Raw genomic sequence first — 25,498 nt, 5'->3', positions numbered from 1 at the left:
CTGCGTTCAGTGAAGGCCACTGTCGCCGGCCAGGCGCACGCTCAATCCCTCGCGCCACAACTGCAGCGGGCTGTAACGCAACTGCACCTGATGGCGGCCTGCCGGCACGCACAGCGCATGGAACAGGCCATTGCCACGCAGCAGCGGCAGTACGGTGCCATCGGGCAAGCGGGCCTGCCAGCCACGGGCAGTCACCTCGTTGACCACGACCCACGCGGGGCGGTCGGCTTCCACCGTGAGCTCGATACGGCCAGGCTGGTAGTGCTGCACCTGGATGTTGGCCTCACCGGCATCATGCTCCGGGCATGCGGCGCCGGCCATGGCTGGCAGCCAGAGCTGCCGGCTGAAATCGGTCTGGTTGAATTCATCCGCAGGCGGCAGACGCGCATCGTGGCGTCGGACGTTCCGAGGATTGAGCACGCGCGGCAGCACGCTGTCGCGTCGCGCGAGCTCGACCTGGTCACCCTGCGCGCTTGAACCCGGGAACGGATCCTGGGCCAGCAGCCAGCGCACGCCCAGCAGATCGTACACAGGCGCTGTTGTGTCCGTTGCCCAGGCCGTCGGCAGCTTCTGTTGGAACGTATCCACCGGTTCACCCGGCATGCCGGTCATCTGCAGGTAGTCGCTGGCCAACATCGGGTTGTAGCCGTTTGCCAGCGCGATCGCATGGACCGCGGCGCCGTTGGTAAGCCCACCGATGCCGAAGACCACGGCGCGCTCGGGCAATCCGGGTTGCCGCTCTGCTGCGAGCAGCGCGTAGGCCCGCTGCGCCGGCCCGGCGCGGTCGGCGGTCAGCACCGACTTGGTGCCACTGCCTGCGTTGAAGCTGGTCCCCACGTTGAACAGCAGCAGGTCGAACAGCACCAGCACAAACAGCCAGCGCTCGGGTGCCCGGTGACGACGCAGCAGCAGCACCGCGGCGATTCCCACGGCCGCGCTGATGCCGAGCCAGGCAAAGGCCGCCAGATGACCGCGGTCGATCGCCATCCAGGCACTGGAGACGGCAAGCAGCACGACGGCACCTACGGACATCCACGGCGGCCGCAACGGGCCTGGCTGCAATGCAGCCTGCAAGGCGTTGGCACCCAGCCAAGCTGCTGCTGGGAGGGTGAGGAACAAGGCATCAGCAGGACGCCGGAACAGATCCAGGCCTGGCAGCCAGGTGAACAACCACGGGAACAGTGGCGTTGCCCCACCCAGCGCGATCAGGATCGTCAGAATCACCACGGCCAGCGCGATGCGCGCCGCAGCGGGTTTGCGCCGCAGCACTTCGCCGCCCCATCCCAGCCAGAGCGCCAGCGGCACCGCGCCGAGATAAAGGTAATCGGCGCTGATGTCACCAAAGGCCCAACTGTCGCCACGCCCCTGCGAGAACACGTTGCCTGACAGCAGCGTGGCCAGGGTCTGCCAGTGCATGGCCCCCGGCAACGCAGCCTCCAACGAGAAACCATCCCGATTTGTCTCGCCCAGCCAAGCCAGCGTGGACAACCACTGTGGCGCGCTGATCGCGCCGGCAAGCACGCCGACAAGACCAAATCGCAGCAGCAGCCGCACGCGCGGGCCCTTCTCCAGCAGAACCGCGCCCACCGCATGGATCGCACAGGCGAGGATGATGAAGTAGGTAACCTGGGTCAGCTGCAGCGCGCACAAGCCTCCAGCGATGCCGGCCAGCAGTACGTCACGCAGCCGACCCTGGCGGCGGACCTGCTCCATGCCCAGCCACAGCCACGGCAGCAGGCTGTAACTGACGATCATCGGCGTGTGCTGGAGCCGCGATGCGGCCACCCCACCGAACATCAGCACCAGCGCGAACAGCAGCCGCGCCGGTGGCGGCATTCCCTGCACGCGGCCCAGCCGCAAGGCACCGAAGCCACCTGCCAGCACGTGCAGCAGCACGACCACGTTGAACAGGTGCAGCGACGTCGGTGCCAACAGCATCGGCAGCAGCATGCTCGGCTGCAACGTCATCATCTGCGGGTCGGCCAGCTGCGGGTAGCCCCCGTACAGATACGGATTCCACCACGGCGCCTGCAGATGACGCAGTTGCTCAGCGCTGAAGCTGACCGCCGGGAAGAACTGCTGCACGGCGTCGAACGGAATGGTCTTGATGCCCAGCAGCCACGGCAGGCAGAGCACGACCCAGGCAATCAGGAACATGCCTTCCGGCGTGCGCCAGCGGCACTGCCAGCCCCCCATGTCCTGCGTCGCTGTCGATGACTGCTGCATTCCCTGCCTCCGTGGAAAACAAACAAAAACGCCGGCATGGCAGCCGGCGTTCCTGCATTCACCCGTGCCTTGCAGGCACAGATGTCACCTCGGCACGGTTCAGTGCTTGAGGGTCTTGCGCAGGCGCTCAAGCGCCTGCAGCTGGACAACGGCCTCTGCCAGCTTCTGCTGCGCTTCGGCCACTTCCATCGCTTCGCCGCGGTTGGCCAGGATGCGTTCGGCTTCTTCCTTGGCCTTGCGGACCGAGGCTTCGTCGATGTCCTGTGCGCGGATCGCGGTGTCGGCCAGCACGGTCACCACCTGCGGCTGCACTTCCAGGATGCCGCCGGAAATGGCGAAATCCAGCTGCTCGCCGCTCGGCGTGGTCACTACCACCTTGCCCGGCTTCAGGCGGGTGATCAGCGGCGCGTGCTTGGGCGCGATGCCCAGTTCGCCCAGCTCACCGGTGGCCACGACCAGGGTCGCTTCGCCACGGAAGATTTCCTGCTCGGCGCTGACGATGTCGCAACGGATGGTGCTCATGTAACTCTCTTCGCTAGGGGGCGGGTCGAACCCACCGCAGGGATTCCGCAGCGGTGGGCGCAGGCCCACCCCGTGTCACGGTCGGGACGGGCGTGTGCCCGTCCCCGCCGCATCAGGCCTTCTCGGCCATCTTCTTGGCCTTCTCGACCGCTTCTTCGATGCTGCCGACCATGTAGAACGCCTGCTCCGGCAGGTGGTCGTACTCGCCATCGACGATGGCCTTGAAGCCACGGATGGTGTCCTTCAGCGACACGTACTTGCCCGGCGAGCCGGTGAACACTTCGGCCACGTGGAACGGCTGGCTGAAGAAGCGCTCGATCTTGCGGGCGCGCGACACGGCCTGCTTGTCTTCTTCGGACAGTTCGTCCATGCCCAGGATGGCGATGATGTCCTTCAGTTCCTTGTACTTCTGCAGGGTCTGCTGGACGCGCTGGGCGGTGTCGTAATGCTCGTGGCCGATGACCAGCGGGTCCATCTGGCGGCTGGTGGAGTCCAGCGGGTCGACCGCCGGGTAGATACCCAGCGAAGCGATCGAACGCGACAGGGTCACGGTCGAGTCAAGGTGGGCGAAGGTGGTCGCCGGCGACGGATCGGTCAAGTCATCGGCCGGCACGTAGACGGCCTGGATGGAGGTGATCGAACCATTCTTGGTCGAGGTGATGCGCTCCTGCAGGACACCCATTTCCTCGGCCAGGGTCGGCTGGTAGCCCACTGCCGACGGCATACGACCCAGCAGTGCCGACACTTCGGTACCGGCCAGGGTGTAGCGGTAGATGTTGTCGACGAACAGCAGCACGTCCTTGCCCTTGCCGTTCTCGTCCTTCTCGTCGCGGAAGTACTCGGCCATGGTCAGGCCGGTCAGGGCGACGCGCAGACGGTTGCCCGGCGGCTCGTTCATCTGGCCGTACACCATCGCGACCTTGTCCAGGACGTTGGAGTCCTTCATCTCGTGGTAGAAGTCGTTGCCCTCACGGGTACGCTCACCCACGCCGGCGAACACGGACAGACCGCTGTGCGCCTTGGCGATGTTGTTGATCAGTTCCATCATGTTGACGGTCTTGCCGACGCCGGCGCCGCCGAACAGGCCGACCTTGCCACCCTTGGCGAACGGGCACATCAGGTCGATGACCTTGATGCCGGTTTCCAGCAGCTCGGTGGCCGGGGACTGGTCTTCATACGACGGAGCAGCGCGGTGGATTTCCCAGGTGTCGCTGGAGGCGACCGGACCGGCTTCGTCGATCGGGCGGCCGAGCACGTCCATGATGCGGCCCAGGGTGCCAGCGCCGACCGGCACGGAAATGCCGCGCTCGGTGTTGGTGGCCACCAGGTTGCGCTTCAGGCCATCGGTGGAGCCCAGCGCGATGCAGCGGACCACGCCGTCACCGAGCTGCTGCTGCACTTCCAGGGTGATTTCGGTGTTGTCCACCTTCAGCGCGTGGTACACCTTCGGCACCGACTCGCGGGGGAATTCGACGTCGACGACGGCGCCGATGATCTGAACGATCTTGCCCTGACTCATTGCTGCATCCTCTAAATGTGTGCTTTTAACGAACGCGGTCAGACTGCTGCCGCGCCGCCGACGATTTCGGAGATTTCCTGGGTGATCGCTGCCTGGCGGGCCTTGTTGTAGACCAGCTGCAGGGTTCCGATCAGCTTGTTGGCGTTGTCACTGGCCGACTTCATCGCCACCATGCGCGCGGCATGCTCGGAAGCGACGTTTTCCAGCAGCGCCTGGTACACCAGCGACTCGATGTAACGCGTCATCACGTGCTCCAGCACGGTCGCGGCATCGGGTTCGTACAGGTAGTCCCAGTCGTGGTGCGCAACCTGCTTCTCGGCGGCCGGCAGCGGCAGCAGCTGATCGAAGCTGGCCTTCTGCACCATGGTGTTGACGAAGCGGTTGTAGACCAGGTACACGCGGTCGACCTTGCCTTCGGTGAAGGCGTCGAGCATGACCTTGATCACACCGATCAGCGATTCCAGCTTCGGCGTGTCGCCGATGTGGGTCACCGTGCCGACCATGTTCACCTTGACCCGGCGGAAGAAGGTCGACGCCTTCTGGCCGATGGTCACCAGGTCCACTTCGGCGCCCTTGTCCTGCCAGGCCTTGGCTTCGCCAAGCATCTTGCGGAACAGGTTGTTGTTGAGGCCGCCGGCCAGACCGCGATCGGAAGAGATCACGATGAACCCGACCCGCTTGACCTGCTCACGCTCGACCAGGAACGGATGCTGGTAGTCGGTGCTGGCCTGCGCCAGGTGGCCGATCACCTGCTTCATCGCCTGCGCGTACGGACGCGAGGTCTTCATCCGATCCTGCGCCTTGCGGATCTTGGAGGCCGAGACCATTTCCAGGGCGCGCGTCACCTTGCGGGTGTTCTGCACGCTCTTGATCTTGGTTTTGATTTCGCGTCCGCTTGCCATCTTTTATTCCCGTGGCGCGGGGCCTGGGCCCCGCGTTGTTCAACCGTTTGATCGTCTGGTCCAGCGGAGCATCGCTCCGCTCTACAGGACCTCGATTACCAGCTGCCGGTGGTCTTGAACTCGACGATGCCCTTCTTGAAGGCACCTTCGATGTCGTTGTCCCAACCGCCGGTGGCGTTGACCTTGCCGATCAGCTCGCCCTGGGTGTTGGCGAAGTGCGCGTGCAGGCCTTCTTCGAACGCCAGCAGCTTGCTGACCGGCACGTCGTCGAGGTAACCCTCGTTGACGGCGTAGATCGACAACGCCTGGTTGGCGATCGACATCGGCGCGTACTGCTTCTGCTTCATCAGCTCGGTGACGCGCTGGCCACGCTCGAGCTGCTTGCGGGTGGCTTCGTCCAGGTCCGAGGCGAACTGCGCGAACGCAGCCAGCTCGCGGTACTGGGCCAGCGAGATACGGATGCCGCCGGACAGCTTCTTGATGATCTTGGTCTGCGCCGAACCACCGACGCGCGACACCGAGATACCGGCGTTCACGGCCGGGCGGATGCCGGCGTTGAACAGATCGGTTTCCAGGAAGATCTGGCCGTCGGTGATCGAGATCACGTTGGTCGGAACGAACGCGGAAACGTCGCCGGCCTGGGTCTCGATGATCGGCAGCGCGGTCAGCGAACCGGTCTTGCCGGTCACCGCACCGTTGGTGAACTTCTCGACGTATTCCTCGGACACGCGGGCAGCGCGTTCGAGCAGACGGGAGTGCAGGTAGAACACGTCACCCGGGTAGGCTTCACGGCCCGGCGGGCGCTTCAGCAGCAGCGAGATCTGGCGGTAGGCCACGGCCTGCTTGGACAGATCGTCGTACACGATCAGCGCGTCTTCGCCGCGGTCCATGAAGTACTCGCCCATGGTGCAGCCCGAGTAGGCGCTGATGTACTGCATCGCGGCCGATTCGGATGCGGTGGCAGCCACCACGATGGTGTGCGCCAGGGCGCCGTTCTCTTCAAGCTTGCGCACGATGTTGGCAACGGTCGAAGCCTTCTGGCCGATCGCTACGTACACGCACTTGATGCCGGTGCCCTTCTGGTTGATCACCGCATCGATGGCCAGCGCGGTCTTGCCGGTCTGGCGGTCACCGATGACCAGCTCGCGCTGGCCGCGGCCGATCGGGATCATCGAGTCGACCGACTTGTAACCGGTCTGCACCGGCTGGTCGACCGACTTGCGCCAGATCACGCCCGGAGCAACGCGCTCCACCGGAGCGGTCAGGTCGGTACCCAGCGGGCCCTTGCCGTCGATCGGCTCGCCGAGCGCGTTGACGACGCGGCCCAGCAGTTCCGGACCGACCGGCACTTCCAGGATGCGGCCGGTGGTCTTGGCGACGTCACCTTCGCGCACGTTCTCGTAGCCACCCAGGACCACGGCGCCGACCGAGTCGCGCTCCAGGTTCAGGGCCAGGGCAAAGGTGTTGTTCGGCAGTTCGATCATTTCGCCCTGCATCACGTCGGCCAGGCCGAAGATGCGCACGATGCCGTCGGACACGCTGGTCACGGTGCCTTCGTTGCGCGATTCCGCGGCCAGCTTGACCTTCTCGATGCGGTTCTTGATCAGTTCGCTGATTTCGGAGGGGTTGAGCGTGGTTGCCATCGTCAAGTCCTAGTGCCGGCAGCGGGGCCGGACGTTAAATGAATTCAGTTAGCGAGCGCGGTCTGCAGACGGGCCAGCTTGCCCTTCAGCGAACCATCGATGACCACGTCGCCGGCGTCGATCACAGCGCCGCCGATCAGCGAGGCGTCGACCGCGGTGGCCACTTCGACCTCGCGGTTGAAGCGCTTGCGCAGCGCGGCCTTGATCGCGTCCAGCTCGGCAACCGACAGCTCGGCCGCGGAGGTCACCGTGGCCTTGACCACGTGCTCGGCCTCGGCGCGCAGCGCGTCGAACATGCCAGCGATTTCCGGCAGCAGCGGCAGACGATGCGATTCGGCAAGCACAGCCAGGAAGCGCGAGTAGGTCTCGCCGCGGGACTCCGGCGCCAGCAGGGCGACGGCGTCATCGCGACCCAGCTCCGGGTTGGCGAGCAGGGCCGCCACGCGCGGATCGGCGGCGACGTGGGCGGAGAACGCCAAAGCGTCCGACCACGGCGCGAACGCGCCTTCGTCACGCGCGGTCGCGAAGGCGGCGCGGGCGTACGGGCGGGCAAGCGTGAGGGCCTGGCTCATCCTTAAATCTCCGAGGCCAGCTCGTCGAGCAGCGCCTTGTGGGCGTTGGCGTCGATTTCGCGCTTGAGCAGCTTTTCGGCACCGGTCACGGCCAGCGCGGACACCTGCTTGCGCAGATCTTCACGGGCACGGTTGGCGGCGGCGTCGATTTCGGCCTGGGCCAGATCCTTCTGACGGGTGGCTTCGGCAACAGCTTCGTTGCGGGCCGCGTCGACGATCTGGTTGGCACGCGCGTGGGCCTGATCGATGATCTCGTTGGCCTTGGTGCGGGCTTCCTTCAGCGCTTCATTGACCTTGTCCTGCGCCTGGGCCAGATCTTTCTGGCTGCGGTCGGCAGCAGCGAGGCCTTCAGCGATCTTCTGCTGGCGCTCTTCGATCGCGTTCATCAGCGGCGGCCAGATCTTGGTCGCGATGAGCCAGATCAGGGCGGCAAAGGCCAGGGCCTGGGCGATGAGGGTAAAACCGATATCCATGGGGTTCGCTCAGTCGGTTGTGACGGGATGGATGCGCCGCCACACGGGCGGCGCCTCCGAACCTTCATCCGCGACCAGGCGCCTGCGGCGCCCGGTCGTTTCGCTTTCGCTGGATCAGCCAGCGATTGCCGGCAGGCGCGAGACGAACTCGCCGACCAGCGGGTTGGCGAAGGCGAACAGCAGGCCCACGGCGACCGAGATGATGAAGGCGGCGTCGATCAGGCCGGCGGTGATGAACATGCGGACCTGCAGGACCGGGATCAGTTCCGGCTGGCGCGCGGCCGACTCCAGGAACTTACCGGCCATGATGGCCAGACCCAGACCGGCGCCCAGCGCGGCCAGGCCGATCATGATGCCGACGGCGAGGACGGTGGAGCTCTGAACTTGGGCGAGATTGGTCAGGACGGCGAAGTACATGGTTTTCTCCAGGAACTTGATTGCTAAGGGTTTAGAAACAAACGGATGAAGGGTGAAGCGAAACTCAGTGAGCGTCTTCCGACAGGCTCAGGTACACGATGGACAGCATCATGAAGATGAAGGCCTGCAGCGGAATCACCAGAAGGTGGAACAGCATCCAGCCGAAGCCGGCGAACGCGCCTGCAAACATGCCGGCGATACCTGCACCGCCCAGCACCCAGATCAGCAGGAACACGATTTCACCGCCGAACATGTTGCCGAACAGTCGCATCGCCAGCGAAATCGGCTTGCTCAGCCACTCGACGATGTTCAGGATCAGGTTGAACGGCATCATCCACTTGCCGAACGGTGCGGTCAGGAATTCCTTGGTGAAACCACCAATACCCTTGGCGCGCAACGCGAAGAACAGCATCAGGAAGAACACGCTGATCGACATGCCGAGGGTGGCATTGACGTCGGCGGTGGGGACCGGCTTCCAGTACGGCACGCCCATCAGTTCGAGCGGCTTGGCGATGAAGTCGGCCGGGATCATCTTGATGAGGTTCATCAGGAGGATCCAGAAGAAGATCGTGATCGCGATCGGGGTCACCAGCTTGCTGGTGCCGTGATAGGTGTCCTTGGCCTGGCGGTCAACGAACTCCAGGCAGATCTCGACGAATGCCTGCCACTTGCCCGGCACGCCGGAGGTGGCCTTGCGGGTCGCCATCCAGAAGGCGACGACCATCACCAGGCCCATCAGCAGCGAGGTTACCAGCGTGTCCACGTGGATCGCCCACGGGGTGCCATGACCTGCAGTCAGATTGTGCAGGTGATGCTGGATGTAGGAGGTGGGTGTAAGCGCCTCGCCTGCCATGTGTCCGGAACCTTAAGTTAAATGAATTCGATTAGCGCCTGGCCATGGCCAGGACCTGGAACATCAGCCCGACGGCGATACCGGCCAACAGCGCCAGTGCAGGCAGCTTGAAGACCAGGAACCCCACCATCAGGACACCAAAAACGAGCGCCCACTTGGCCACGATCGCAACGATCAGGCGTGCCATGGCCGAACCGGCCCCCAGCGCACCACCACCCAGCGCCATCCGTGCCGCCACCCAACCACCGGCCGAAACCGCCACACCTGATGCCAGGGCACCAAGGGCATACTTCGGCCCCACCAGCAGGAAGGCCAGAGCCAGGACAGCCACCGCGGCCAGCGGGTAGACCGCGGCGCGCAGCATCAGTCGCCGACCCGTTTCTACGGAGTTCAGCACAGGACGTCCCGCGTGGTTACAAGTGGATGGCTGAGGCGACTACAGCAGGGGGGCCTCATCGAGCCGCCAAATTATAGCAATGGGACAATTTGCGAGACAACCGGTGCCTGTTCATATCGGAACAGCGCAAGTTGCGGTAAGGGCTGCGGTTTTGCAGCCCACCACGGGGACAATGCCATCTGCGCGATGTTGCGGTGCAACGCATTGAACTTTGGTCGCAGGCGGCGGAACTTTCTGCCGACGGCAGTGGTCCCATCTTCCGACCTGCCTGCAGCTACCTCGTCGACGCTTCGCCTGCAGGTCCCCATGATGGCCCCGAAGCGCCGCTCCGGGGCCATCTTTTCGCAGGGCGCTGACAGCGCTGAACCGTCCACATCGCGTGGACCATACCTTCACGAATGGTGGACAGCGACGTCCGGCAAAGTGGCCTTCATTCCGATGAACCACTGCAAGGACTCTTTCGATGCGCTCCGTCCCCACCCTGCTCGCCCTCTCGCTTCTCGCCGCCGGCGCGTCGTTCGCCTCCTCCGCCCATGCCGCCGAAGGCGATGACCGCTTCGCCCTGCGCCTGGGTGCGATGAACATCGACTCGGACAACACCCTGCGCGGCAACACCAATGTCGCCGGCCAGGACATCGGCTTCTCCGAGGACTTCAAGCTGGGTGGCAAGGAATGGGAGCCGCGCATCGACGGCATGTTCCGCATCAGCAACCGCCAGCGCCTGCTGTTCAACTACTTCAAGTACGACAAGGACCGCCGCGAGACGCTTGGCCAGGACATTTCCTTCGGCAACGTCAACGTGCCGGCCGACAGCTTCGTCAAGGCGGAGCTGAAGTACCAGGTGGCCAGCCTGGTGTATGACTACTCGGTGGTGGACACCGAGAAGTTCGACCTCGGCCTGCAGCTGGGTGCCGAATACGCCAAGGTCAGCACCAAGGGCTACGCCGACCTGGGCACGGTGTATGAAGGCCAGTTCCTGGACGAGAAGACCGACGGTGTGGCGCCGGTGGTCGGTGCACGCCTGAGCTTCACCCCGTCCGAAAAGTGGATGATCACCCTGCAGGGCCAGTACCTCAACACGCGCTGGGGCAGCTTCGACGACTACAAGGGTGACCTCAGCCGCGCCAACGCGATCGTCGATTACCGCTTCACCCAGAACTTCGGCGTGTTCGCCGGCTACGACTGGTTCAAGCTGGATGCGGACAAGAAGGGCAGCGACGGCACCATCGGCCTGAAGCAGGAATTCAAGGGCCCGGTGGCGGGTATCAGCGTCACCTTCTAAGCCCTGCTCCCCTTCCACAGCACGTTCTCTCCTGGCGCGGCCTCCGGAACATCGGGGGCCGCGTTTTTTTGTGGCTTCCTGACAGAAGAGCAGAAGCGGGTTGGTCGAGCGCTGGAGGGAGAGGGGGCCGGGTGCGAATGTCCCCCGGCGCCGGCCTGCGGCCGTCACCTCCTCCTTTACTTCGCACCCAGCCCCCTCTCCCTCCGCGTGTCAGGCATCCAGGCATCCAGGCAGCCGCTGCGGTGGGAGTGGTTGTGGCTTCCGCCTTCCGCAAGCCGAGCCGCTGCGCGGGCGGCAGGCGTTTCGACAAAGTAAAGGAGGAGGCGACCGCCGAAGGCGGGCGACGGGGGACATTTGTCGAAATGCCTGCCGCCCGCGCAGCGGCCCTACAGCTCGCAAGAATCCGGAGCGCATAAACAAAAAAACCCCGGCGATGCCGGGGTTTTTCGTTCGCAAAGGCGCGGGCGCCTTATTTCTTCTTCGGCATGTACAGATCGGTGATCGTGCCGTCGTAAATTTCCGAGGCCATCGCCACCGATTCGCTCAGCGTCGGGTGCGCATGGATGGTGTGGCCGATGTCCTCGGCCTCGGCACCCATCTCGATCGCCAGGCCGATCTCGGCCAGCAGATCACCGGCATGCACACCGACGATGGCACCACCGATGATGCGGTGGCTGTCCTCGTCGAAGATCAGCTTGGTGAAGCCCTCGGTGCGACCGATGCCGATCGCGCGGCCGCTGGCGGCCCACGGGAACTTGGCCACGCCAACCTTCAGGCCCTTGGCCTTGGCTTCGGTCTCGGTGACGCCGACCCAGGCGATTTCCGGGTTGGTGTAAGCCACCGACGGAATCACGCGGGCCACCCACTCCTTCTTGTGGCCGGCAGCCACTTCGGCGGCCAGCTTGCCCTCGTGCGTGGCCTTGTGGGCCAGCATCGGGTTGCCGACGATGTCGCCGATGGCAAAGATGTGCGGCACGTTGGTGCGCATCTGCCGGTCGACCGGAATGAAGCCACGGTCGGTGACCTGCACGCCGGCCTTCTCGGCATCGATTTTCTTGCCGTTCGGCGAGCGACCCACGGCCACCAGCACGCGGTCGAAGGTGCCCTGCGCCAGCGCAGGTGCCTGGCCTTCCTCGGCGGCTTCGAAGGTCACGGTGATGCCCTTGGCATCGGCGGTGACGCCCGAGGCCTTGGTCTTCAGGTGCACTTCGATGCCCTGCTTCTTCAGGCGGTCGGCCAACGGCTTGACCAGGTCCTTGTCGGCGCCCGGCATCAGCTGGTCCATGAACTCGACCACGGTGACCTTGCTGCCCAGCGCACCATAAACGGTGGCCATTTCCAGGCCGATGATGCCGCCGCCGACGACCAGCAGCGAGCCCGGTACTTCGGCCAGCTCCAGCGCGTCGGTGGAATCCATCACCCGCTTGTCGTCCCACGGGAAGTTCGGCAGCTTCACCGCCTGCGAACCGGCAGCGATGATGCACTTCTGGAAGCGCAGCAGCTGGGTGCTGCCGTCAGCCGCGGTGATTTCCAGTTCGTTGGCCGAGACAAACTTGCCAACGCCCTGCACGCTGCGGACCTTGCGCTGCTTGGCCATGCCAGCCAGGCCCTTGGTCAGCTGGTTGACGACCTTTTCCTTGTACTGGCGCAGCTTGTCCAGGGTGATGGTCGGCTTGCCGAACTCAACGCCGAAATCACCGGCATGGGCCACTTCGTCGATCACCGCTGCGGCGTGCAGCAGGGCCTTGGACGGAATGCAGCCCACGTTGAGGCAGACGCCGCCGAGGCTGGCGTAGCGCTCGACCAGCACCGTATCCAGGCCGACGTCGGCGGCGCGGAAGGCGGCGGTGTAGCCGCCCGGGCCCGAGCCCAGCACGACCATTTCGCATTCGATGTCGGCGGCCTTGCCACTGGCCAGAGCCGGCTTCGGTGCTGCAGGCTCGGCGGGGGCGCGGTGCGACGGCGTCACCGGCGGCTTGCTGGCCGGGGCGGCGGCCGCCGGGGCCGGCGCAGCGGCCTTGGCCGGCGCTTCAGCAGCGCCTTCGGACTCCAGCAGCACGACAACGGCACCCTCGGACAGGGTGTCGCCCAGCTTGACCTTGATTTCCTTGACCACGCCGGCTGCCGAGGACGGCACTTCCAGGGTCGCCTTGTCCGACTCCAGGGTCACCAGACCCTGGTCTTTCTTCACCGTATCGCCAACGGCGACCAGCACTTCGATCACCGGCACATCGCTGTAATCGCCGATGTCGGGAACCTTGATTTCAATCGTGGCCATGATGGGTTTTCCTCGTGCCCGACCGGCGTGGCCGGCGGGCTGTCACTGCGTTTCGACAGGCGGCCGCGCCAGGGGCAGCGGCCGCACGGTGGGGGCGAAGCGGTGCCTTACAGCAGCACGCGGCGCATGTCGGCCAGCACCTGCGAGAGGTACGTGGTGAAGCGTGCGGCCAGGGCGCCATCGATGACGCGGTGGTCGTAGCTCAGCGACAGCGGCAGCATCAGCTTCGGAGCGAACTCCTTGCCATTCCAGACCGGCTGGATGGACGACTTGGAGACGCCGAGGATGGCCACTTCCGGCGCATTGACGATCGGGGTGAACGCGGTGCCGCCGATGCCGCCCAGTGAGCTGATCGAGAAGCAACCGCCGCTCATGTCGGCCGGACCCAGCTTGCCGTCACGCGCCTTCTTGGCCAGCTCGCCGGTTTCCTGCGCGATCTGCACCACGCCCTTCTTGTCGACGTCGCGGATGACCGGAACGACCAGGCCGTTCGGGGTATCGGCAGCGAAACCGATGTTGAAGTACTTCTTCAGGGTCAGGTTCTCGCCGCTGGCATCGAGCGAGGCGTTGAACTCCGGGAACTTCTTCAGCGCCGCAGCGCTGGCCTTGATCAGGAAGGCGAGCATGGTCAGCTTGATGCCGGCCTTCTCGTTCTCCTTGTTCAGCGCCACGCGCAGGCCTTCCAGGTCGGTGATGTCGGCCTGCTCGAACTGGGTGACGTGCGGGATCATCGCCCAGTTGCGGGCCAGGTTCGCACCGGAGATCTTCTTGATGCGCGACAGCGGCTGCACTTCAACGTCGCCGAACTTGCTGAAATCAACCTTCGGCCACGGCAGCAGGTTGAGGCCACCGCCGGCGGCCACGGTGCCACCGGCAGCTGCCGGAGCGCCGCCGCTGAGCGCGGCCTTGACGAATTTCTGCACGTCGGCCTTGGTGATGCGGCCGCCCTTCTCGCTGCCACTGACCTGCAGCAGGTCGACACCGAGCTCACGGGCGAACACGCGCACCACCGGCGATGCGTAGGGCACCTTGGCCGGCAGCACGCCATCGGCGTTGAACTGTACCGGCGGGCTGGTCGGCGCGCCGGCCGAGGGGGCGCTGGCGATCTCGCGGGCGGCCAGCTTGTCCGGCTGGGCCGGCACGGCGACCGGCTCGACCTTGGTGGCGGTCTCGGCGGCGGCCGGGGCAGCAGCGGCGGCAGCCTTGCCCGGGGCCGGGGCGGCAGCGCCTTCGGCTTCGATGATGGCGACCACGTTGCCCTGCGACAGGTTGTCGCCGACCTTGACCTTGATCTCCTTGACGACGCCGGCGACCGACGACGGCACTTCCATGGTGGCCTTGTCGCTTTCCAGCGTGACCAGGCCCTGGTCCTTCTTCACCGTATCGCCCACGGCGACCAGCACTTCGATGACCGGAATGCCGCTGTAATCGCCGATATCCGGCACCAGGGCTTCCACCGCGCCGCCACTGGCAGCGGGGGCGGCAGCAGCAGCGGCCGGAGCGGGAGCGGCCTGGGTGGCAGCGGCCGGAGCAGCGGCCTTGGCCGGTGCGGGTGCAGCAGCAGCGGCCGGCTGGGCAGCCTCGCCGTCGGCCACTTCGATCAGTGCCACGACCTTGCCTTCGGACAGGCTGTCGCCCAGCTTGACCTTGATTTCCTTGACCACGCCGGCCACCGAGGACGGCACCTCCATGGTCGCTTTATCGCTTTCCAGCGTGACCAGGCCCTGGTCCTTCTTCACCGTATCGCCGACGGCAACAAGCACCTCGATTACCGGGATATCGCTGTAGTCACCGATATCGGGGACACGTGCTTCCTTGATTTCGGCCATGGGGAGAACTCCGGCAATCTGGTGTAGGGAAACGTCTATTGTGCGGCCAGCGGGAGCCAGCGCCAACCGTTACAGGTGTTTTCAGTACGCACGCAGCCGGGACACGCTGTTGCTCATGGCCCGCCAGCGCTTCCAGTCGGTAGCGTATTGTCCTGCCGATGTCCGCTTGATGTCGCCAGTGCGACGGCCACCGGCTGCCAGGCCTGGCGCAGGCGCGGCAAGGACCACGCTGCGTTGGCCGGACTGGTGGACGGCAGCGCCAGCACCTTGGCCGACGTGGCCAGCTGCGGTTGCACCCAGCGCTGGAAGGCCTGCATCGCCGCGCCACCGTTGCAGCCGATCAGCTGCAGGTCAGGCAATGCGGCGATCAGTGCGGGAAGTGCATTGGCCACTTCCGTGCCACGCACGATGTCCGCATCCAGGCTTCCGCGTCGTTCGCAGCGGCCGATCACATCCCAGAGGCCGACACCATTGGCTGCAAGCGCCTGCAGTCGCTGCGCGTACGGCATTGTCGGGTCGAAGCCGCACAGATCGCCGAGCAATGGCCAGAAGCGATTGCGCGGGTGCGCGTAGTAATGCTGTGCCTGCAACGAAGCGATACCGGGCATTGAACCCAGCAGCAACACCCGGCAATCCGTGTTTACCTGCGCAGGCAGGCCGATGCACAACGTTGCGGCGCTCACATCTTCTCCAACTGCATGAATATTCCGGAAGGACAGAAACCACAGGAAAACAAGGATTTCGCGCTGTTCGCTGAACAGTGCGAACTAATTTTTAACGCGCGTCGGATTCGATTCATGTTGGGGCGACTACGGTGTGCTCGCCCCGCAACCGGGGGCCCAAAACAAGAAACATTAGGAGATTCCCCCATGCGCTCCATCCGTATCCTGAGCCTCGCCCTGCTGACCTCCGCCGCGTTCGCACCGGCTGCCTTCGCGCAGGACAGCAGCACCACCGATACCGCCTCGGGCAAGCATTTTGCCGTGGTTGGCGGCGTCTCGCTGCTGCAGCCGAAGAATGACCCGATCGACGGCATCAAGAAGGTCGATGGCGGCCCGGCACCGACCGTCAGCTTCAGCTACTACATCAACGACAACTGGGCCGTTGAGCTGTGGGGCGCTGCAGACAAGTTCGACCACAAGGTGAAGGGCCCGGGCAATGCCCGCCTCGGCAGCGTCGAGCAGCAGCCGGTCGCGCTGAGCGGCCAGTACCACTTCGGCCAGGCTGACAACGTGTTCCGTCCGTTCGTGGGCGTGGGCTACTTCCAGTCGGCCTTCAGCAATGAAACCCTGGCCGACGGCAGCGACTCCGACATCCGCCTGAAGGACGCCAAGGGCGTGATCGGCACCGTCGGTGTGGACATGAACATCAACTCGACCTGGTTCGCCCGTGCCGACGCCCGCTACATGCGCTCGCGTCCGGACGTGAAGGTCGGCGGCGAGAAGATCGGCGAAGCGAAGATGGATCCGTGGACCGTCGGCTTCGGCATCGGCGCCCGCTTCTAAGCGCTTCTGCGTCATTGTTGTACCGCGACGGGCCCTTCGGGGCCCGTCGTCGTTTCCGTCACCCGGGTTCTGTAGAGTCGACTTCCAGTCGGATCTACACAGACGGGATGCGGAGGCGCGATGCACGAGGTCGACCTGCTGGTGATCGGCGGTGGCATCAACGGCGCCGGTATCGCCCGTGATGCCAGCGGCCGCGGCCTGAAGGTGCTGCTGTGCGAACAGCACGACCTGGCAGCACACACCTCCAGCGCCAGCAGCAAGCTGATCCATGGCGGCCTGCGCTACCTGGAACGGGGCGAGTTCGGCCTGGTGCGCAAGGCACTGGGCGAACGAGAGGTGGTGCGTCGGCAGGCGCCGTTCCTGGTGCGGCCGCTGTGCTTCGTGCTTCCGTGGCAGCCGCACCTGCGCCCGCGCTGGATGCTGCGCCTCGGGCTCTGGCTGTACGACCATCTGGGCCGGCGCAGCCCCGCCTTCCCCGCGTCGCGCGCCGTGGACCTGCACGCCGATCCACTCGGCGCGCTGCTGTCGCCACAGCTGCAGCACGCCTTCAGCTACGCCGACGCACAGGTGGATGACGCGCGGCTGGTCATCCTCAACGCGCTCGACGCTGCGCAGCGGGGTGCACGCATCCTGACCGGCACGCGCTGCGTGGACCTGCAACGCGGGCACGGACGCTGGCACGCCGTACTGGAAGACGTCGCAGGCCATCAGCAGACCGTCCAGGCACAGGCGGTGGTCAACGCCGCAGGCCCCTGGGCCGGCGGCCTGCTGGAGCGCATGCACGCCCGCAGCGGCGGACCTGCGCTGCGCTTGGTCCAGGGCAGCCACATCGTGCTGCGCCGCGTCTGGCCGAACGACCGCGCCTGCCTGCTGCAGCAGCCCGATGGCCGCGTGGTGTTCCTGCTGCCCTTCCACGACCATCTGCTCATCGGCACCACTGACACCGACTATCGCGGCGACCCCGCACGCTGCAGTGTGCTGCCCGCGGAAGTGGACTACCTGTGCAGCGCTGCCAACGGCTACCTGCGCGATCCGGTCGCACCTGCCGAGGTGGTCTGGCAGTTCGCCGGCGTGCGCCCGCTGCTGGCCGACCCGGACCCGCGCGCGGCCAAACTGAGCCGTGACTATCGCCTGCAACTGGACGCCGAAGGTGCGCCTGCGCTGCACGTGCTGGGCGGCAAGCTGACCACGTACCGGGTACTGGCCGAGGAGGCAGTGGACCTGCTGCGCCCCTATCTGCCGCACGCCGGCCCCGCCTGGACGGCGGCAGGCGAGCCACTGCCCGGCAGCGACTGGGGCGATGCCGGGCAGGCACGTGAACAGCTTCGGCACCAGGCCCCCTGGCTGCCGGAGGCCACGCTGCGGCGCTGGGCCAGCGCCTATGGCAGTCGCAGCATCGATCTGCTGCACGGCGCACGCAGCCTGTTCGATCTGGGCGAAGACTTTGGCGCGGGCCTGCACGCACGCGAGGTGGCGTTCCTGTGCGACCACGAGTGGGCCCGTAGCGCCGAGGATGTACTGTGGCGGCGGAGCAAGCTGGGGCTGCAGATGGACGCGGCGCAGGCAGTACGGCTGCAGGCCTGGATGGATTCACATCGCCGGTAATGCCGCGCGCGGCCCGGCGCCGCCGATGCATTACGATTCCAATATCGCCACCGGAGACGCTGCATGACGCCCCGCTACGTGCTGGCCATCGACCAGGGAACCACCAGTTCGCGCGCGATCCTGTTTGATCGCGCAGGCGACATCGTCGGCAGCGCACAGCGCGAGTTCACCCAGGTGTTTCCACAGCCGGGCTGGGTCGAGCATGACCCGCGCGAGATCCTGACCAGCGTCTATGCCACGATCACCGAACTGCTCAGCCGCGAACAGATCGATCCCCGCCACATCGCGGCACTGGGTATCACCAACCAGCGCGAAACCACCGTGGTCTGGGACCGCGCCAGCGGACAACCGATCCACAACGCCATCGTCTGGCAGTCGCGGCAAAGCCAGGCGATCTGCGAGCGGCTGAAGTCCGGCGGCCACGAAGCGCTGATCCGCGAGCGCACCGGGCTGCTGATCGACGCCTATTTCTCGGCCACCAAGATCCGCTGGATCCTCGATCACGTGGAAGGCGCGCAGCAGCGGGCCGAACGTGGCGAGCTGCTGTTCGGCACCATCGACAGCTGGCTGGTGTGGAATCTCAGCGGCGGCCAGGCGCACGTGACCGACTACAGCAACGCCGCGCGCACGCTGCTGTTCAACATCCACACCCTGGAATGGGACGAGGACCTGCTGGCCCTGCTGGACATTCCGCGTGCGATGCTGCCGCAGGTGCGCGATTCCAGTTCGGTATACGCGCACACGCGCCCGCAGTTCTTCTTCGACCACCCGATCCCGATCGCCGGCATCGCCGGTGACCAGCAGGCCGCGCTGTTCGGCCAGGCCTGCTTCCAGCCAGGCATGGTCAAGAACACCTATGGCACCGGCTGCTTCATGCTGATGCACACCGGCACGCAGGCCGTGCGCTCGCGCAATGGCCTGCTGACCACCATTGCCTGGGGCCTGGAGGGAAAGGTGGAGTACGCGCTGGAGGGGTCGATCTTCATCGCCGGCTCGGTGGTGCAGTGGCTGCGCGATGGGCTGCGCATGATCGATCGCGCTGCTGACAGCCAAGCCTTGGCCGCACAGGTGCCGGACAGCGCGGGGGTATATCTGGTGCCGGCTTTCGTCGGCCTGGGTGCACCGTACTGGCGCAGCGACGTGCGCGGTGCGATGTTCGGCCTGACCCGTGGCACCGGCAAGGCCCACTTCGTGCGCGCAGCGCTGGAGGCGATGGCCTACCAGACCCGCGACGTTCTGGATGCGATGCAGTCCGATGCGGGGATCTCGCTCAGTGAACTGCGCGCCGATGGCGGCGCGATCGGAAACGACTTCCTCGCCGGCTTCCAGGCCGACATCCTCGGCGTACCCCTGCTGCGACCGCGGGTGACCGAGACCACCGCGCTGGGTGCGGCCTACCTGGCCGGGCTGGCGGTCGGCTTCTGGGAGAGCCGCGAACAGATCGCGGCACAGTGGGGGACCGTGATCTTCGGGTACACCTGCTGGGTTGCCGGCCAGCGGCCGGCACTACCCCAGAGTCAGAACGCCGGCAGCACCGCGCCCTTGTACTTGGTCTCGATGAAGGTCTTCACCTGCGGGCTGGTCAGCGCCTTGGCGAGCTTCTGCACGCGGGCGTCGTCCTTGTTGTCCGGGCGGGCGACCAGGAAATTCACGTACGGCGAGTCCTTGCTCTCGATCGCCAGCGCGTCCTTGGTCGGGTTGAGGCCGGCATCCAGCGCATAGTTGGTGTTGATCAGGGCCAGATCGACCTGGTCGAGCACGCGCGGCAGCATGGCCGAATCCAGCTCGCGGAACTTCAGGTTCTTCGGGTTGGAGACGATGTCGCGCTGGGTGGCCAGTGCGTTGGTCGGATCCTTCAGCTCGATCACGCCGGCCTTGTGCAGCAGGATGAGTGCGCGGCTGTTGTTGCTGGGGTCGTTGGGGATCACCACATCGGCCCCTTCACGCAGTTCGGCCAGCGACTTGATCTTGCGCGAGTAGGCGCCGAACGGCTCGATGTGCACGCCCACCACCTTGGTCAGGTCGGTCTTGCGATCGCGGTTGTAGGCGTCCAGGTACGGCTCGGTCTGGAAGTAGTTGGCATCCACCTGCTTCTGCACCAGCTGGTCGTTGGGCTGCACGTAGTCGTTGAACACGCGCACGTCCAGCTCCACGCCCTCCTGCTTGAGGATCGGCTTGACCACTTCCAGGATCTCGGCGTGCGGCACGGCGGTGGCGGCCACCACCAGCTTCTGCGAAGGCTCACCGGACTTGCCGCAGGCAGTCAGGGCCAGCGCAGCGGCGAACAGGGGCAGCAACAGGGTCTTCTTCATGGGCGCAATCGATCTCGGGGGAGGTGTCAGGATTTTTCGTAGTTGGTCAGGGCCAGTTCCAGCAGTGCCTTGGCCTGCTCGCGCAGCATCATCGGCTCGACGATCTCGGCATCGGACCCGTAATGCAACACGTCCATCAACAGTTCGCGCGACACGCTGTAGGGCACTTTCAGTTCGTAGCGGCCATCAGCGAGGAAGCGTCCCTGCTGCTTGGAGTGCCAGTGCTCGTCGGCCACCCAGCGCGCGGCCTTGGCACTGAACAGGATGGTTGCCCAGCCCTTGGGCGCACCGGAGAAGATGCCGTAGCTGGCACCCAGCTGCTCGTCCAGCTCGCTGTCGGCGACATCGCGGGCGGTGCTGTCGATCACCCGCGCCTTGTAGATGCGGTCCACCGCGAAGCTGCGCAGGGCCTCGCGATCATGGTCCCAGCCGTCCAGGTACCAGTTGTCGCGGTAATGGGTCAGCCGTTGCGGCGATACGGTGCGCTTGGTCGCTTCGTCGGTCGAGCGGGCGCGGTACTCGAAGCCCAGCTGCTTGCGCTCCAGCACCGCCGAGGCCACCGAACGGAAGCTGGCTTCATCGAACTTGCGGCCACGGTGCGGAATCACCCGCACCCGATCCACCGGCCAGCTGGAAACACCGGCTTGGGCGGCCAGCAGGCTTTCAATGCGCTGCTGCAGCGGCGCCAACACCGAAGACAGCACGCCGCCGCCGGTACGGGCCAGCAGGTGCTGCGAGGCCAGCAGGGCGTGCAGCTCCTCCGAGCTCAGCCACAGGCCGGGCAGCTCGAAGCGGTCACTCTCGTCGGCCAGGTAGCGGAAGCCGGCCTCGCCATCGCCCTCGATCGGCGCCATCAGCGCATCGCGCAGGAACGCCAGGTCGCGGTAGACGGTGGCCCGGGAGCAACCGAGCTTGTCCTGCAGGGTCGCCACCGTCACCGGATAGCGTGCGGACTTGAGCAGACGATGCAGGGCGGTGATGCGTTCGTATCGGTCCATGCCCCCGATTATGTCCGAGTCTCGGGCGTTGTGGCGGACGATTGGGCTATCGTGGGCGCCCCCTGCCCCGTGGAGCGCCCGATGCGCCGGTTGTCTGTCCTGCCCCTGCTGGCCTGCCTGCTGCTGGCCGCCTGCGACCGCGCACCGGCGCCCACCGACGCTGCGACGCCCGTCCCCGCTGCCGATCCGGCGCAGGCGGTGCTGTCTGCCAGCCAGCGATTTGCCGCCCTGCGCAGCTTCCATGCCGAGCTGGAGGTGCTGGGCGCGCAGCAACCGGTGCGTACCGCGATGGACTTCGTCGCCCCGGACCGCTTCCGGGTGCAGACCCCTGCCGGGCCGCAGGTGATCATCGGCGACACCATGTTCCTGCAGGCCGACGATGCGATCCGCCAGGTGCCGACCCCGCCGGGGCTGCTGGAGCAATGGCGCAGCCCGCTGCCCGCCGATATCCCCGCACAGGCCCTGCAGGCCGAAGACCTGGGCGAGCAGACGCTGGATGGCGTCAGCACCCGCCACTACCGCCTGCGTGGCGCCACGGCCGGTGAGCGGCTGGAGTACTGGGTGGATCCGCAGGGCCTGCCGCGGCAGATCGTGCGCAGCGGCCACAACAACGGCAAGCCCTTCCAGCTGCGGCTGCGGTACTCGCGCTTCAACGATCCTGCCCTGCAGGTCGACCTGCCCTGAATGGGCTTGGCCCGACAACGCCTGCTGAAGCAGTCGGGACGGGCGATTCGGACGGTCATCACGCTTCCAGTATCATCACTGGCTGCCAACCGCTTCGGAGAAGCCTCGATGTCCCTGCGCGTGTCCCTGCTGGTCCCCTTGCTGCTCTGCGCCCCGCTGGCGTATGCGCAGGATGCCTCCGAACTGGCGGCGATGTCCTCGCCGTGGAGCGGCAGTGGTGGCGAACTCGGCTTCGCGTCGGCACGTGGCAACAGCAGCACCGAGAGCTTCAACGGCCGCCTGCGCCTGCGCTACACCGATGGCGACTGGGTGCACAGCATGGACCTGTTCGGCCTGCGCTCCAGCTCCAAGGTGACCGAAACCAGCGACGACGGCACCACCACGCGCCGCAACAACACCACCGCCAACCGCTACACCGGCAGCGCAGGCAGCGCGCTGCAGCTGGGCGAACACCGCCAGCTGACCGCCACGGTACGTACCGAGCGTGATGACTTTGCCACCTACGACCGGCAGAGCTCGTTCGGTCTGGGTTACGGCACCCGGTTGTGGAACACCGAGCGCTTCTCGTTCGACGCGCAGATCGGCCCCGGTGTGCGCCGCACCCACAGCACCGAGGACGACCGCACCCGCACCGGCCTGATCGGTCGCGGCCTGTTCGACCTGAAGTACTCGCTGACCGACAACACCGACCTGATCAACACGCTGCTGGTCGAATCGGGTTCGTACAACACCTTCGGCCAGAACGATTTCGGCGTATCGGTGAGCATGAACGAGCACCTGGCGCTGAAGGCCGGCTGGCAGGCGCGTTACAACAGCGACGTCGCCGAGGACAAGCGCAAGACCGATACGCTGACCACGATGAACGTGGTCTACAAGTTCAAATAAGCGAAACGGGCGCCTGGCGCCCGTTCTGCTTTTGGTAGTGCCGGCCGCTGGCCGGCAACTGCATTCAATCGGGATCATGAGGTTGCCGGCCGCCGGCCGGCACTACCTGCGGTGGCTCAGACGTTCAACAGCTCGCCAGCACCCGCATCCAGCAGCATCTTCGCCACGCGCTGGCCCAGCACTTCCGGGTCGCTGGCCGGGCCCACGGCGTCGGCACGCACCGCGCGGCCGTCACTGGCGCTGCCGACCAGCCCCTGCAGGTGCAGGTCCTGGCCCTGCCACTGCGCGATCGCCGCCACCGGCACATGGCAGCTGCCATGCAGCGCGCGGTTCATCGCCCGCTCCGCTTCCACACAGGCGCGCGTGGCGGCGTCATCCAGGCCAGCAAACAGCGCCATCAGCGCGGCATTGCCGCCATCGCATTCCACCGCCACTGCACCCTGTGCTGGTGCCGGCAACCACTGCGGCGGCTGCAGGCGGGCGACGATGCGATTGCCCAGGCCCAGCCGTTCCAGCCCGGCCACGGCCAGCACGATGGCGTCGTAGCCGCCGTTGTCGAGCTTGGCCAGACGGGTGTTGACGTTGCCGCGCAGGTCCAGCAGTTCCAGGTCCGGGCGCAGTGCACGCAGCTGGGCCTGGCGGCGCAATGACGAGGTACCGACGCGCGCACCGATCGGCAGTGCATCCAGCGAGGCATAAAGGTTGGAGACGAAACCATCGGCCGGATCGTGGCGGGTCAGCATTGCCGGCAGCGCGAACGGCGCATCCAGTTCCATCGGCACATCCTTCAACGAGTGCACCGCGCAGTCGGCCTCGCCACGCAGCATGGCCAGTTCCAGTTCCTTGAGGAACAGGCCCTTGCCACCGATGGCCGCCAGCGAGCGGTCAAGCACTTCATCGCCGCGGGTGCTCATCGGCACCAGTTCCACGTGCAGATCGGGATGTGCCTGGCGCAGGCGGTCGGCGACGTGTTCGCTCTGCCAGAGGGCGAGCGGGCTCTTGCGGGTGGCGATGCGGACGGTTTCCATCCTTTCATTATCGCGCCTATCGGCGGGATACGGCCAACGGCGGAGCCCCTCGTGGCTGGTGTGGTCGTGCAAGCAACAGCTGCGCTTGGCCGGGCGGGGTGGGTGCGCGGGGGACGCCGTAAACCCATCCCTGAAGTGACCCCCAGGAGTTGGACACCTGATCCGACCCCGAGGGTTACATGAATAGATATGAGGTTTGTTTCAAATTGCAGGTCGCCAAAGAGGCCTGCAAGACCTCCACATCGGTCAAGGCGGTTGCCCGCCGCCATGGCCTGGAGTTCTCCACGGTCAGGCGGTGGGCTGCGACCTACCGGCTGCATGGTCGGCAAGGGTTTGACCGCAAACCCCGATCCTATGATCTCCAGTTCAAGCTGGAGGTGCTTGAAAAGATGGGCCAGGAGGGCATGTCCGCGCGCGAGGCCACCACGCACTTCCAGATCGGAGATGCCGGCGCGGTGGGGCGATGGCAACGGTTGTATGCTCGCGCTGGCGCTCAAGCGCTGGCACCACCTCCACCACCGCCACCAAGACCGATGAAAAAGACCCGCTCGTCCAAGCCCGCCGAGGACATGAGCCGCGATGAGCTCCTCAAGGAAGTGGCCTATCTGCGTGCGGAGACCGCCTACCTAAAAAAGCTCGATGCCTTGATCCAGGAAGAGCAGGCGGCGCAGCGCGCAAAGCGCAAGCCGTCCAAGGATTGAGGCAGGCCCATGCGTTGCCGCTTTTGCTCGAGGCGGCCGAACTGTCACGCAGCACGTTCTATTACCAGGTGAACGCCTTGGCCCATCCAGATGAGGGCGAGGAGGAACTGCTTGAGCGTATCCGCGCGATTTACGATGAGAACCAAGGGCGCTACGGCTACCGTCGCATAACGCTGGAACTGGCCAATCAGGGCGAGGCCATCAACCACAAGCGGGTGCAGCGGCTGATGGCCGAGCTGGGCCTGCAATCGCGGGTACGCATCAAGCGCTACCGCGCCTTCAAGGGAGCGGCCAATGTCGTGGTCTCCAACGATCTGGGCCGCCAGTTTGAGGCCCAGACGCCCAACCAGAAGTGGGTGACCGACGTAACCGAGTTCAAGGTGCAGGGCATGAAGCTCTATCTTTCGCCGATCATGGATCTCTACAACGGCGAAATCGTGGCGTACCAGATGAAGCGTCGACCGGTGTTCGACCTGGTGGGGGACATGCTGGACCAAGCGATCAAGAAGCTTTCGCCCGAAGATCGACCGATGATCCACTCTGACCAAGGCTGGCATTACCAGCACGAAAACTACCGCCACAAGCTCGCGAAGCACTCGCTGAAACAGAGCATGTCCCGGCGTGGCAACTGCTTGGACAACGCGGCCATGGAGAGCTTCTTCGGGACACTGAAGTCGGAATTCTTCTACCTGAACAGCTTTGACAGCATCGAAAGTCTGGAAGCGGGACTGACGGAGTACATCCGGTACTACAACGAAGACCGTATCCGACTGAAACTAAAGGGCCTGAGCCCGGTAAAGTACCGGGAACAGGTCGCGCTGGCTGCCTGATCCCCCAACTGTCCAACTTTAGGGGGTCACTTCAGGG

At 65.6% G+C, this 25,498-nt stretch carries 22 protein-coding genes and 1 pseudogene; 7 read left to right on the top strand and 16 right to left on the bottom strand.

The features are described from left to right. Positions 1 to 6: 6 nt before the first annotated feature. The 10 genes from AB4Y98_RS15180 to AB4Y98_RS15135 all read right to left on the bottom strand — a co-directional run bounded on the left by AB4Y98_RS15180 (position 7) and on the right by AB4Y98_RS15135 (position 9,491). Positions 7 to 2,226 (bottom strand): hypothetical protein, encoded by a 2,220-nt coding sequence (locus AB4Y98_RS15180; protein WP_442244627.1) that lies wholly within the window; start codon positions 2,224 to 2,226, stop codon positions 7 to 9. Positions 2,227 to 2,325: 99 nt separating this feature from the next. Continuing rightward, positions 2,326 to 2,748: a F0F1 ATP synthase subunit epsilon gene (locus tag AB4Y98_RS15175; RefSeq protein WP_025877355.1), complete on the bottom strand. Its 423-nt coding sequence runs from the start codon at positions 2,746 to 2,748 to the stop codon at positions 2,326 to 2,328. A gap of 112 nt (positions 2,749 to 2,860) precedes the next feature. Continuing rightward, entirely contained in the window at positions 2,861 to 4,267 is a 1,407-nt protein-coding gene (atpD, locus tag AB4Y98_RS15170; protein ID WP_223496664.1) for a F0F1 ATP synthase subunit beta, read from the bottom strand. A 38-nt stretch (positions 4,268 to 4,305) separates the two neighbouring features. Next, on the bottom strand, positions 4,306 to 5,169 hold the full coding sequence (gene atpG / locus AB4Y98_RS15165; RefSeq protein WP_089237047.1) for a F0F1 ATP synthase subunit gamma: 864 nt from the start codon (positions 5,167 to 5,169) through the stop codon (positions 4,306 to 4,308). A gap of 95 nt (positions 5,170 to 5,264) precedes the next feature. Then, positions 5,265 to 6,812: a F0F1 ATP synthase subunit alpha gene (gene atpA, locus AB4Y98_RS15160; protein WP_442244626.1), complete on the bottom strand. Its 1,548-nt coding sequence runs from the start codon at positions 6,810 to 6,812 to the stop codon at positions 5,265 to 5,267. A gap of 44 nt (positions 6,813 to 6,856) precedes the next feature. Continuing rightward, positions 6,857 to 7,384: a F0F1 ATP synthase subunit delta gene (locus AB4Y98_RS15155; protein ID WP_089237051.1), complete on the bottom strand. Its 528-nt coding sequence runs from the start codon at positions 7,382 to 7,384 to the stop codon at positions 6,857 to 6,859. Positions 7,385 to 7,386: 2 nt separating this feature from the next. Beyond that, positions 7,387 to 7,857, bottom strand: a complete 471-nt coding sequence (locus tag AB4Y98_RS15150) for a F0F1 ATP synthase subunit B (protein WP_025877365.1) — start codon at positions 7,855 to 7,857, stop codon at positions 7,387 to 7,389. Positions 7,858 to 7,971: 114 nt separating this feature from the next. Beyond that, positions 7,972 to 8,274, bottom strand: coding sequence for a F0F1 ATP synthase subunit C (gene atpE / locus AB4Y98_RS15145; RefSeq protein WP_025877367.1), 303 nt, complete (start codon positions 8,272 to 8,274; stop codon positions 7,972 to 7,974). 64 nt (positions 8,275 to 8,338) lie between these two features. Further along, positions 8,339 to 9,127, bottom strand: coding sequence for a F0F1 ATP synthase subunit A (gene atpB, locus AB4Y98_RS15140; RefSeq protein ID WP_025877369.1), 789 nt, complete (start codon positions 9,125 to 9,127; stop codon positions 8,339 to 8,341). Between the two features lie 31 nt (positions 9,128 to 9,158). Beyond that, a complete protein-coding gene (locus AB4Y98_RS15135; RefSeq protein ID WP_032952006.1) occupies positions 9,159 to 9,491 on the bottom strand; it encodes a hypothetical protein in 333 nt (110 codons plus the stop codon). Positions 9,492 to 9,987: 496 nt separating this feature from the next. Here AB4Y98_RS15135 and AB4Y98_RS15130 point away from each other — a divergent pair, with 496 nt between their 5' ends. Then, the gene (locus AB4Y98_RS15130) at positions 9,988 to 10,806 is read left to right on the top strand and encodes a hypothetical protein (protein ID WP_025877373.1); all 819 of its coding nucleotides are present in this window, start codon (positions 9,988 to 9,990) and stop codon (positions 10,804 to 10,806) included. A 469-nt stretch (positions 10,807 to 11,275) separates the two neighbouring features. Here AB4Y98_RS15130 and lpdA read toward each other — a convergent pair whose 3' ends face one another. The 3 genes from lpdA to AB4Y98_RS15115 all read right to left on the bottom strand — a co-directional run bounded on the left by lpdA (position 11,276) and on the right by AB4Y98_RS15115 (position 15,596). Beyond that, positions 11,276 to 13,084 (bottom strand): dihydrolipoyl dehydrogenase, encoded by a 1,809-nt coding sequence (lpdA, locus tag AB4Y98_RS15125; protein WP_336032364.1) that lies wholly within the window; start codon positions 13,082 to 13,084, stop codon positions 11,276 to 11,278. A 107-nt stretch (positions 13,085 to 13,191) separates the two neighbouring features. Then, positions 13,192 to 14,913, bottom strand: a complete 1,722-nt coding sequence (aceF, locus tag AB4Y98_RS15120) for a dihydrolipoyllysine-residue acetyltransferase (RefSeq protein ID WP_428703899.1) — start codon at positions 14,911 to 14,913, stop codon at positions 13,192 to 13,194. A 113-nt stretch (positions 14,914 to 15,026) separates the two neighbouring features. Continuing rightward, positions 15,027 to 15,596, bottom strand: a complete 570-nt coding sequence (locus AB4Y98_RS15115; protein ID WP_312110135.1) for a DNA-deoxyinosine glycosylase — start codon at positions 15,594 to 15,596, stop codon at positions 15,027 to 15,029. Between the two features lie 186 nt (positions 15,597 to 15,782). Between AB4Y98_RS15115 and AB4Y98_RS15110 the strand changes: the two genes are divergently transcribed. The 3 genes and pseudogenes from AB4Y98_RS15110 to glpK all read left to right on the top strand — a co-directional run. Then, positions 15,783 to 16,418: an OmpW/AlkL family protein gene (locus AB4Y98_RS15110; protein ID WP_049464294.1), complete on the top strand. Its 636-nt coding sequence runs from the start codon at positions 15,783 to 15,785 to the stop codon at positions 16,416 to 16,418. 120 nt (positions 16,419 to 16,538) lie between these two features. After that, positions 16,539 to 18,023: a glycerol-3-phosphate dehydrogenase gene (gene glpD, locus AB4Y98_RS15105; protein ID WP_442244625.1), complete on the top strand. Its 1,485-nt coding sequence runs from the start codon at positions 16,539 to 16,541 to the stop codon at positions 18,021 to 18,023. A 63-nt stretch (positions 18,024 to 18,086) separates the two neighbouring features. Further along, positions 18,087 to 19,478, top strand: a pseudogene (gene glpK / locus AB4Y98_RS15100) (glycerol kinase GlpK); the annotation flags it as partial. 62 nt (positions 19,479 to 19,540) lie between these two features. Here the strand turns inward: glpK and AB4Y98_RS15095 are convergent. Both AB4Y98_RS15095 and AB4Y98_RS15090 read right to left on the bottom strand, forming a co-directional pair. Then, entirely contained in the window at positions 19,541 to 20,335 is a 795-nt protein-coding gene (locus AB4Y98_RS15095) for a MetQ/NlpA family ABC transporter substrate-binding protein (RefSeq protein WP_025877387.1), read from the bottom strand. Positions 20,336 to 20,361: 26 nt separating this feature from the next. Next, positions 20,362 to 21,333, bottom strand: a complete 972-nt coding sequence (locus tag AB4Y98_RS15090) for a helix-turn-helix transcriptional regulator (RefSeq protein WP_025877388.1) — start codon at positions 21,331 to 21,333, stop codon at positions 20,362 to 20,364. 81 nt (positions 21,334 to 21,414) lie between these two features. On the opposite strand from AB4Y98_RS15090, the gene AB4Y98_RS15085 reads away from it, so the two are divergent. Both AB4Y98_RS15085 and AB4Y98_RS15080 read left to right on the top strand, forming a co-directional pair. After that, positions 21,415 to 22,017, top strand: coding sequence for a LolA family protein (locus AB4Y98_RS15085; protein ID WP_336032378.1), 603 nt, complete (start codon positions 21,415 to 21,417; stop codon positions 22,015 to 22,017). 108 nt (positions 22,018 to 22,125) lie between these two features. Continuing rightward, entirely contained in the window at positions 22,126 to 22,902 is a 777-nt protein-coding gene (locus AB4Y98_RS15080) for a DUF481 domain-containing protein (protein WP_025877391.1), read from the top strand. 116 nt (positions 22,903 to 23,018) lie between these two features. On the opposite strand, the gene hemC is transcribed toward AB4Y98_RS15080, so the two are convergent. Next, on the bottom strand, positions 23,019 to 23,930 hold the full coding sequence (hemC, locus tag AB4Y98_RS15075) for a hydroxymethylbilane synthase (protein ID WP_025877394.1): 912 nt from the start codon (positions 23,928 to 23,930) through the stop codon (positions 23,019 to 23,021). 179 nt (positions 23,931 to 24,109) lie between these two features. Between hemC and AB4Y98_RS15070 the strand changes: the two genes are divergently transcribed. Next, positions 24,110 to 25,461, top strand: a protein-coding gene (locus tag AB4Y98_RS15070; protein ID WP_442244624.1) for an IS3 family transposase whose coding sequence is annotated in 2 segments (ribosomal slippage) — positions 24,110 to 24,566 and positions 24,566 to 25,461 — 1,353 coding nt in all. Because the reading frame shifts where the segments join, the coding sequence is not laid out codon by codon here. The last annotated feature ends 37 nt before the right edge of the window (positions 25,462 to 25,498 follow it).

The sequence above is a fragment of the Stenotrophomonas sp. 2YAF26 genome, from assembly GCF_052114625.1.
Taxonomy (GTDB): Bacteria; Pseudomonadota; Gammaproteobacteria; order Xanthomonadales; family Xanthomonadaceae; genus Stenotrophomonas; species Stenotrophomonas indicatrix.
Note: the sequence above shows the minus strand (reverse complement) of the source record. Positions and strands in the feature narration are given on the sequence as shown.